7 protein-coding genes are annotated in these 9577 nt (G+C 58.1%); 6 read left to right on the top strand and 1 reads right to left on the bottom strand.

The annotated features are described in order from the left end of the window. Nucleotides 1-92: 92 nt before the first annotated feature. Nucleotides 93-1607 carry a leucyl aminopeptidase gene (locus E1297_RS07120; RefSeq protein ID WP_155135759.1) on the bottom strand — a complete coding sequence of 505 codons (1515 nt, stop codon included), beginning with the start codon at nt 1605-1607 and terminating at the stop codon, nt 93-95. Between the two features lie 241 nt (nt 1608-1848). Between E1297_RS07120 and lptF the strand changes: the two genes are divergently transcribed. The 6 genes from lptF (at nt 1849) to rsmA (ending at nt 9467) form a co-directional block, all read left to right on the top strand. Continuing rightward, nucleotides 1849-3036: an LPS export ABC transporter permease LptF gene (gene lptF / locus E1297_RS07115; RefSeq protein WP_155135756.1), complete on the top strand. Its 1188-nt coding sequence runs from the start codon at nt 1849-1851 to the stop codon at nt 3034-3036. A 3-nt stretch (nt 3037-3039) separates the two neighbouring features. Continuing rightward, the gene (gene lptG, locus E1297_RS07110) at nt 3040-4134 is read left to right on the top strand and encodes an LPS export ABC transporter permease LptG (protein ID WP_155135753.1); all 1095 of its coding nucleotides are present in this window, start codon (nt 3040-3042) and stop codon (nt 4132-4134) included. Between the two features lie 9 nt (nt 4135-4143). Next, on the top strand, nt 4144-6522 hold the full coding sequence (locus E1297_RS07105; RefSeq protein ID WP_155135750.1) for an LPS-assembly protein LptD: 2379 nt from the start codon (nt 4144-4146) through the stop codon (nt 6520-6522). 153 nt (nt 6523-6675) lie between these two features. After that, nucleotides 6676-7596 (top strand): peptidylprolyl isomerase, encoded by a 921-nt coding sequence (locus tag E1297_RS07100; RefSeq protein ID WP_155135747.1) that lies wholly within the window; start codon nt 6676-6678, stop codon nt 7594-7596. 6 nt (nt 7597-7602) lie between these two features. Beyond that, the gene (gene pdxA, locus E1297_RS07095; protein WP_155135744.1) at nt 7603-8622 is read left to right on the top strand and encodes a 4-hydroxythreonine-4-phosphate dehydrogenase PdxA; all 1020 of its coding nucleotides are present in this window, start codon (nt 7603-7605) and stop codon (nt 8620-8622) included. Next, nucleotides 8622-9467: a 16S rRNA (adenine(1518)-N(6)/adenine(1519)-N(6))-dimethyltransferase RsmA gene (rsmA, locus tag E1297_RS07090; protein WP_155135741.1), complete on the top strand. Its 846-nt coding sequence runs from the start codon at nt 8622-8624 to the stop codon at nt 9465-9467. The genes pdxA and rsmA overlap by 1 nt, the downstream gene beginning before the upstream one ends. Nucleotides 9468-9577 lie beyond the last annotated feature (110 nt).

Raw genomic sequence — 9577 nt, 5'->3', positions numbered from 1 at the left:
TTGCCGCGCGAGCGGCTTCGTCCAAGGTCCTGAGGTTCGCGATCATTCGAATAAAACCCGCCGGATATTCCCGGCGGGTTTTTCATTTGGCCTTAGCCCTCATAATTGTCCGCGACAAAACGGTCGAGCAAACGCACGCCGAAACCGGAAGCCCAACCTGTGTTGATTTCGGTCTTGGGAGCGCCCATCGCCGTGCCTGCGATGTCGAGATGCGCCCAAGGCACATCATTGACGAAACGCTGCAGAAACTGGGCCGCCGTGATTGACCCGGCCGAGCGGCCGCCAATGTTCTTGACATCGGCATTCGGGGTGTCGATCAGCTTGTCGTAGTCTTTCGACAGCGGCAGCCGCCAGACGAGCTCCTCGGTGGACTGGCCCGCAGCGGTGAGCTGCTCCGCGATACCGTCATTGTTTGTGAACAGGCCGGCATTGTGGTTTCCGAGCGCAATGATCACCGCACCTGTGAGGGTCGCGAGGTCGATCATCAAGGCCGGCTTGAACCGCTCCTGAGTGTACCAGAGGGCATCAGCCAGCACCAAACGGCCTTCGGCGTCGGTGTTCAGGATTTCGATGGTTGTTCCCGACATCGCCGTCACGATATCGCCCGGCCGCTGTGCATTGCCGTCAGGCATGTTTTCAACAAGCCCGATCACGCCAACGGCATTGACCTTGGCCTTGCGCCCGGCAAGAGCATGCATCAAACCGGTGACGGTTGCCGCACCGCCCATATCCCCTTTCATCTCGTCCATGCCGGCGCCCGGCTTGATCGAAATTCCGCCCGTGTCGAAAACAACGCCCTTGCCGACAAAGGCAAGCGGCTTGTCGTCTTTCTTGCCGCCATTCCAGCGCATGATCGCCAGCTGAGCCGGACGCACAGACCCTTGCGCCACTCCCAGCAAAGCGTTCATCTTCAGCTTCTTCATCTCCTTTTCGCCGAGGATTTCAACCTCGACACCGAGTTTTTCAAGCTGAGCGGCTTTTTTGGCGAATTCGACCGGCCCGAGCATATTGGCAGGCTCGTTGACCAGATCGCGCGCGAGGCAAACACCATCGGAAATCGCGGCGTCGGCCTCCCAAGCTTTTTTGGCAGCCTTGGCATCTTCAATGGCAATGTCGATCTTGACCGGCTTGTCCTTGCCCTTGTCGGCGTCATCCTCAACCGGGGCCTTGGTCTTGTAGGTATCGAAATTGTAAGCCGCAAGCTTAATGCCAAGGGCAAATGCGCTTGCTTTATGGCTGAGCGCCTCAACCACCGTTGCCGGTTCGAACACAATGCTCGCCTGCTCCGCTTTTGCCGACTTGAGCGCCGCCATCACGGTGCCGCCCAGTTTGGTCCAGCCATTTTGATCCATGTCTGCTGCCGAACCTATGCCAACAACGATGAGGCGATCTACCTCAAGGCCTGCAGGTGCGATCAGGTCAAGGTGGGAACCCTTTTTCCCCTTGAAACCCGCGACCTTGGCAGCCCGCTCGATCCCGCCGGTCACGCCATTGACAAACTCGGCGGACAATTCACCGAAGGCGAGGTCTTCCCCGGCAAAAACAACGGCTGTTCCGGACTTCGGGGTGGCAAGCTTGCCAAACGAAAGTTTGGGAAGTTGTGACATGGGTTATCCCTTGTATTTTTTTCAGATCTTGCCCGATAATGGGCTGGCGGGTTGGCCGATGGCTGTTTGGAAACCATTCGGCACGATGACGGGAACATGGCGCTTTCTGCAAGCACGGGCAAGCGCTACTATGTTCATGAAAGATTAACCACGCTTATTGAGGCCCCGTTCACTAAAATCCGTGCATTTGGATGCGTGACGCTATAAAAGCGGGCGCCTTGATAGAAACTCTGCGGTGAGTATGAAAACCCTCGAGCGCTACATAATCCGGCGATCGGTCTATGTCTTTACCTTGACCATTGCGGCTCTGACCGGCGTTGTCTGGGCGACGCAGGCGCTCCGCCAGCTCGATCTTGTAACGTCCAAAGGTCAGACAGTCGTCCAGTTCATTGGCATCACCATGCTGGCGGTACCGTTCCTGATCGCCATCGTTGCCCCATTCGCATTGATGATCGCACTGGTGCTGGTTCTGAATGCCCTGTCAGGTGACAGCGAACTGATCGTGATTGATGCAACTGGCGGCTCCCGTTTCCTCGTGCTGAAGCCGATCCTGATTTTTGCAACCGCAGTGCTTTTGCTGACGGCCAGCATGTCACTCTATTTTGCGCCCAAGGGATTGGCAGACCTGAGGCAGGAGATCACCCGGGTCCGGGCAGACCTTGTCGCAAATATCGTCAAGCCGGGTCGCTTCATCACAGTGGACCAGGGCCTGACCTTTTATATCCAGAACCGCTCGGGAACCGGCGAACTGGAAGGTCTGCTGATGCACGATTCCCGGGATCCCGACACCACCTTCACCTATCAGGCAGAGCGCGGCCATATTGAAGAAGTCGGCAACCGGACACTGCTTTTGATGCAGGACGGAACCATTCAGCGCCGCCCGAAAAGAAGCGATGACATATCCATCGTCCGCTTCCAGTCCTATGCATTTGACTTGTCAAACCTGACACCAAAAGCGTCAGAACCTGTCTACAAGGCTTCGGAGCGCTCAACCTGGAACCTCCTGCACCCTGGCAAACACGACGCCTACGCCCTTCAGCACCCGGACAAACTTGCCACCGAGCTGAACGAACGGTTCTCAGGACCACTTTACAGCCTCGCCTTCGCGCTGATTGTCTTCGCCTTTCTTGGAAAGGCCCGGACAACCAGGCAAAGCCGCGGGCTTGCGGTGGTGGGGGCCATTTCCTGCTGCATCGCGCTTCGGACCGCTGGGTTTGCGGTCACCGCGATCACGGGCGAAAACCTTGGTTTGCTCGCCTTTCTTTATGTGGTCCCCGTCTTCGGCATGGTGGCGGCCGGTTATTTCATCATGCGGACCACGCCTGGGGCAACATCGCGGGCATTCCAGAAGTTCGGCGAATGGGTCGAAGACCGCTATCAAGCAATATCGGACCGCTTGACCGGCCGCTCGTCAACGGGAGCATCATAGTCCATGCTGCTTGGCCGTACCCTCGCCCTATATTTTTCAGGTCGTTTCCTGAAGGCGATTATCGGACTGTTTTTGCTCGCAACGGTCCTGATCTATCTGTTTGACGTTCTCGAACTGATCCGCCGGGGCGGTGACCAGCAGGGGTTCTCCGTCATGCGGGTCGCCGCTATCTCTGCCCTGCGCGTCCCGCTATTGATGGAACAGGTTATCCCCTTCACAGTCCTGTTTGGCTCGATCGCAGCCTTCGTGAGCCTCAGCCGGGCTCTTGAACTGGTGGTTACCCGGGCAGCCGGGATTTCCGTCTGGCAGTTTTCGGCCCCGGCCCTTGCGGTCGGGATTGGGATCGGCATCCTCTCCATCACGGTCTACAATCCTGCTGCTGTCTGGCTGCAGCACAAGTCGCACGAGGCATCAACGGGCCTTTTTGGTGCGGACGAAAGCTTCCTGACGCAGACCTCCGGCGACATTTGGCTCACGCAAGACGGTCTTGACGGCAAATCCGTCCTGCTCGCCAAGCAAATGTCCGACAGCGGAACGCGTCTGCAAGGTGTCACGATCTTTGCCTTCGACAAGCAGGGCAGCTTCCGCGAACGCGTAGAAGCCAAGAGCGCCTCCCTCGGCAACAAAATCTGGAATCTTGACGATGCGGTAGTCTATACGACCGGGCGTGATCCACAACATTATCGCAAATATGAGCTGAGCACGTTTCTGACGCCGACCGAAGTCCGTGAAAGTATCGGGGCACCCGAGACAATCTCGTTCTGGAAGCTGCCCGACTTCATAGAACTGGCGCATAACGCCGGATTGCCCGCCTATCGATACGCTCTTCAATATCAAACCCTTCTCGCCCGCCCCATTCTTTTGGCTGCCATGGTACTCATCGCGGCGTCGGTTTCATTGAAGGTGTCCCGGTTTGGCGGTCTTGGCGGAATGATTCTGGGTGGAATCATTGCCGGCTTCGTGCTTTACGTACTTTCGGAGCTGGCGGAGGATCTCGGTGGTGCAGGCATTGTCCCACCGATCGTTGCTGCGTGGGCACCTGGAATATTTGGAGTACTTATGGGTTTGACCATCCTGCTCAATCAGGAAGACGGGTGAACGGGGAACATGGCTGGTTTTCGTTTCCTGTTGTCCACGACCGCACTGACCCGTGCCGCATTCAGCCGGCGCGCGCTTGCTGCTGCAATTCTTTCGGTTCCAAGTCTCGGCGGGCTGCCCGCCACGATCGTTCAAGCGCAGGAAAATATCCAAGAAGCGCTGGTCGGCCAGGTCGATCCGAATGCCAACCTTCTGCTTGAAGCCAACCAGGTTGTGTATGACTTCGACAATGATGTCATTCATGCCGTTGGCGATGTTCAGGTCTATTATGACGGCTATACCGTTCAGGCCCATCGGATCACATTCGACCGCAAGCAGGACACGCTTGTCGCCAACGGCAATGTAATCTTCACGGATCCTCTTGGAGATGTTGTCCGCACCAGCTCCATGACCTTGTCAGAGGATCTGAAGAACGGTTTTGCGAAGTCCCTGCAGCTCGACACGCCGCAAAGAACCCGGTTCATAGCTGAAGAGGCCACCCGCAAAGACGGCAACGTGACGACATTCACGAACGGAATGTACACGGTCTATACAGAACCCACGACGCCGCCGAACAAACCGCCGCTTTGGAGCATCAGCTCTGCCAAGATTATTCACAATCAGCAAGAACGGACGATCTACTTCGAGGACGCGGCTCTGGAGTTTTTCGGCAAACCGATCGCACATGTCCCATATTTCAAGCTTCCGGACCCTACGGTCAAACGGAAATCAGGCTTTCTGACCCCCACGGGCGTCAGTTCCACGAACCTGGGCGTCGGCGTCAATGTACCTTATTACTGGGCCCTTGATCCGTACTACGACCTGCTGACGACCGTCAGCCCCTTGAGCGAACAAGGTGTCTTGCCGGAAGCCGCCTTCCGTCAAAAAATGGTCAACGGCCAATATGAGTTGTACGCAGCCGGGATCATACAGGCACAGCCAGGCAAATTTTCCGGCACAAGCGGCGATCAACGCGGCCGCGGCGCGATCAAGTCGGTCGGCGAATTCCGTCTTGCACCGCACTGGAAAATCGGCTGGGATGCCACCTTGAAGAGTGACCGGACATTTCTCGAAGACTATGATTTCGTTGGCTTTGATGACAATGACGAAACCTCGGAAATCTATCTGAAGGGCAGCACAACCCGCAACGACTTCACAATCCGCGCATATGCTTTCCAGATCTCGCAGGAAGACTACACGGACAGTGACTTCGATGCGGCAGGCTTTTCTCCGGTCGGGAGCGACTTGCAAGAAAAGCAGCCCCTGGTGCACCCGGTGGTCGACTATGACTATGTGTTTGATAATCCGGTCGCAGGCGGGGAGTTGTCGCTTACAAGCAACTTCTATTCACTGACTCGATCCGAAACCGATGCCTTCGAGTTTAACGGCAACGATCGCTTTCGTGGCGTCGCGGGCACGTTTTCCCGTCTAACCCTCGAAGCGGACTGGCGCCGGACCTATATCGACCCGCTCGGTCAGACATGGATGCCTTTCGCCTATGCCCGCGGCGACCTCTTCTCGATTGAGTCATCAGATGATGACGTAACAGCACTGGCTGGCGAATCCTTTGTTGCCAGAACGACGCCAGCAATCGGCCTCGAATACAGATACCCGTTTATTGCCACTTTCCAGGGCGGAAACCAGTTTTTCGAACCCGTCGCGCAGGTCGTCGCACGACCGAACGAAAAGGATATCGGCGAACTTCCGAACGAAGACGCCCAGAGCATCGTCTTCGACACGACAACGCTGTTCGATTACGACAAGTTTTCCGGCTTCGACCGGGCCGAAGGCGGTACGCGTTTGAATGTGGGCTTCAACTACAAGCTCCAGCTGGACAGCGGGTACTATTTCACCACCTTGGTGGGACGCTCCTACCAGATAGCCGGCGAAAACTCCTACGAAGTGGTGGACATTCTCGGAGCCACTCTGGATTCTGGTCTGGAGACCACCGCCTCCGACTATGTCGGAAGCCTCTATTTCAACACGATCCATGGCATCCAGGTCGGTGCGCAGGGACGGTTCGACACCGACGACCTCGCAGTCAACCGTCTTCAGGTTCAAGCCTCCGGAACATATGGACCGGTCGTGTCGACACTTGCCTACGCGTTTCTGGACGCCCAGCCCGATGTCGGCATTGACGATCCGCGAGAGGAAATTGTCGGCGCCGCCAGCCTGCGCCTTGAAGACAATTGGCGCGTGTTCGGCTCCATGCGTTACGATATCGAAAACTCGGATCTGGTGCAGGACGGTGTCGGCATCGGGTATGACGACGAAGGATTTTCCTTGTCCATCTCCTATGCGGAAGACCGCAGCCGGTTTGACGGATCGGATGTTGACCGGACACTCTACTTGCGGATCGGCCTGAGAACGATCGGAAACACGCAAGTCTCGTCAGGCGTCGGGGACTAAACACTCCCGATGCACCTACGCCACAAGTTCGCAGCCCCCGAATTGAAACGTGATCACGCCTGGTTTGAGTTTCTTGGCGACTTGTGCGACATCAAAAGCGGCGTGCCCAAACCGACACCCGAAACGACTTGAGACAGCCGGAAACTGGAAAACATGCGGATAACGATCGCTTCCCTTGCACTCAGCCTGCTCTGTGTTTTTGCCATACCGACACAATCCGTTGCACAAGGTGCGATCGAAGTCATTGTCAATGACGAACCGATCACGTCCTACGACATATCCCAGCGCGCCAAGCTGATCCGGTTGACCCAACGCAAGTCGAATGCTGTTTCCCGCCGGGAAGCAGAACAGGAGCTGATTGACGAAGTCCTGCAGCAGGCCGAGGCAAAACGGCTCGGCGTTTCGATTTCCCAGTCACAGGTTGACGGCGCTTTTGGCAACATCGCAAGGGGCGTCAAGCTTTCACCCGGCCAGCTGTCCACTGCATTGCGCCAGAATGGCGTCAACCCGCAGACCCTGAAAGACCGCCTGAAGGCCCAGCTTGCCTGGCAGCAGACGGTGCGCCGGCGGTTCCAGGCCACCATCGAGATTTCGGAAAGCGATGTCATCGCGGCACTTCGCAAGATGGATGGCGCCAAGAAAAGCACCAGTGTCGAATATGACCTGCAGCAGGTCATCGTCGTCGTCCCGAAAAAGTCCTCCAACAGCTTCCGGAACCAGCGTTTGCGTGAAAGCCGCGAAATCCGGTCCAAGTTCAACAGCTGCGAAACCGCCGGAGCGCTCTTCGGCCAGTATCGTGAGGTTGTGTTGCGTCCGGTAGGCCGCCGCCTGGAAACCGAACTGCCGGGCGTCATGCGGGAATCGGTCGAGGGGGTCGAGCCCGGGCGGCTGACGGAACCGCAGAAGACCGAGCGCGGCTATGAAATGCTGGCCGTGTGCGGAAAGCGGGAAATCGCCTCGGATGTGGCTGCACGGACAGAAATCGAGAACGAATTGCGCGCCCGCGAAGGCGAACAGCTGTCACGCCGCTACATCATGGACCTGCGCCGCAGCGCCACGATCATTCAACGTTAAGACCCGATGCTCTCCTCCAAGAAGCCGCTCGCGGTCACCTGCGGCGAACCGGCAGGTATCGGCCCTGATTTAACCCTTTTGGCGTGGGCGCAACGCAAGCCGCTTGATCTGCCGCCGTTTTATGTCCGCTCCGACCCGGGGCTTCTCAGCCGCCGGGCGCAACGCCTCGGTCTGGATATGCCGATCCACACCTGCCATCCGGAAGACGCACGCGGCATATTCAAGAGTGCCCTGCCCGTGGTCCTGACCGGCCAGCCGATGGATGACCGGCCGGGCGAGGAACAGGCCCAGACCGCAAAGACCGTGATCAGCTCGATCGAGCTTGCCGTCGAAGATGTGGCCGAAGGACGTGCATCGGCTGTCGTCACAAATCCGATCAACAAGGCAGCGCTATACGAAGCCGGTTTCAATCATCCGGGCCATACCGAGTTTCTGGGCGCGCTGGCATCCAGATACTGGCCGGAGCGCCCCGCATCACCGGTCATGATGATCGCAGGACCGTCCCTGATGGTGGTGCCCGTCACGATCCACATTCCGCTGAAGGACGTCCCGTCGAGGCTGACGGCAGACCTGATCATTGAAACGGCACGCATTGCGGCAGAAGACCTCAAGACCCGGTTTGGCATTGCCGAGCCGCGTCTGGCCTTTTGCGGACTGAATCCCCACGCAGGCGAGGATGGCAAGATCGGACAGGAAGATCGCAGCATCATTGCTCCGGCCGTGGCCCGGCTTCGCGCCGAGGGGCTGGATGCGCGCGGGCCCATGCCCGCGGATACGATGTTTCATGCCGAGGCCCGCAAGACCTATGACTGTGCCTTCGGCATGTATCATGATCAGGTACTTGTTCCGGCAAAGACCATCGGCTTCGATGACAGTGTCAATGTCACGCTCGGGCTGCCGTTTGTGCGCACCTCTCCCGACCACGGGACCGCCTACGGAATTGCCGGAACGGGCGAGGCCCGGGTCGACAGTTTTGCCGCCGCCCTGCGCATGGCCGGTGTCCTGTCCAATCCGGGATCCGTCTGATGGCCCAAATCGATGATCTGCCGCCCCTGCGTGAGGTGATCGCGGCCCATGGTCTTGACGCAAAGAAGTCGCTTGGCCAGAATTTCCTGCTCGACCTGAACCTGACGTCACGAATTGCCCGCACCGCCGGGGACCTGACCGGGCATACGGTTTTGGAGATCGGACCGGGCCCGGGCGGCTTGACGCGCGCCCTGCTCGCCAATGGCGCCCGGAAAGTCGTTGCGATCGAAAAGGATACGCGCTGCCTTGCAGCCCTTGCCGAGATTGCCGCGCATTATCCGGGGCGTCTTGAGGTGATTGAGGGCGACGCGCTCGATATCGACCCTGTGGCTGCAACCGGGGGCGGCCCGGTCAAGATCGCCGCCAATCTGCCCTACAATGTCGGCACCCAACTTCTTCTCAACTGGATCACGGTTGCGGACTGGCCGCCATTCTGGAGCTCGCTGACACTGATGTTCCAGAAGGAAGTCGGATCCAGAATCGTGGCAAAACAGGGCGACAAGGCCTATGGCCGGCTCGGGGTGCTTGCAGGATGGCGCAGCCATGCCGCCATGGCGTTCGACCTGAGCCCGAAGGCCTTCACGCCGCCACCGAAGGTGACCTCGACGGTTGTCCATGTCACTCCCAGACAAGCGCCCGCCCCTTGTGATCTGGCAGCCCTTGAAAAGGTCACCGCCGCAGCCTTCGGCCAACGCCGGAAGATGCTGCGCTCAAGCCTGAAGACGCTGGGGGGGGATACGGAAGCCTTGTTGGGAAAGGCGGACATCAAACCCACCGCCCGCGCCGAGGAAATCGATGTCGACGGCTTCGTCCGCCTCGCCAACACCTATTCTGCAACCGTCTGAGGCTGGACCACCTGCCTAACGCTTTCGCGCGTCAGAACGGCCGATTTGGAATGACGGCTATTGGTGGGAGTTATGTCTGGACTTCAACGTAGATAGATTGAGTATAATTA

The organism is Roseibium sp. RKSG952 (genome assembly GCF_009711355.1).
Note: the sequence above shows the minus strand (reverse complement) of the source record. Positions and strands in the feature narration are given on the sequence as shown.

Excerpts from the sequence above, each read along its gene's own strand:
- rsmA (WP_155135741.1), top strand. The coding sequence starts at position 8,622 with ATGGCCCAAATCGATGATCTGCCGCCCCTGCGTGAGGTGATCGCGGCC.
- lptF (WP_155135756.1), top strand. The coding sequence starts at position 1,849 with ATGAAAACCCTCGAGCGCTACATAATCCGGCGATCGGTCTATGTCTTT.
- E1297_RS07105 (WP_155135750.1), top strand. The coding sequence starts at position 4,144 with ATGGCTGGTTTTCGTTTCCTGTTGTCCACGACCGCACTGACCCGTGCC.
- E1297_RS07100 (WP_155135747.1), top strand. The coding sequence starts at position 6,676 with ATGCGGATAACGATCGCTTCCCTTGCACTCAGCCTGCTCTGTGTTTTT.
- pdxA (WP_155135744.1), top strand. The coding sequence starts at position 7,603 with ATGCTCTCCTCCAAGAAGCCGCTCGCGGTCACCTGCGGCGAACCGGCA.
- E1297_RS07120 (WP_155135759.1), bottom strand. The coding sequence starts at position 1,607 with ATGTCACAACTTCCCAAACTTTCGTTTGGCAAGCTTGCCACCCCGAAG.
- lptG (WP_155135753.1), top strand. The coding sequence starts at position 3,040 with ATGCTGCTTGGCCGTACCCTCGCCCTATATTTTTCAGGTCGTTTCCTG.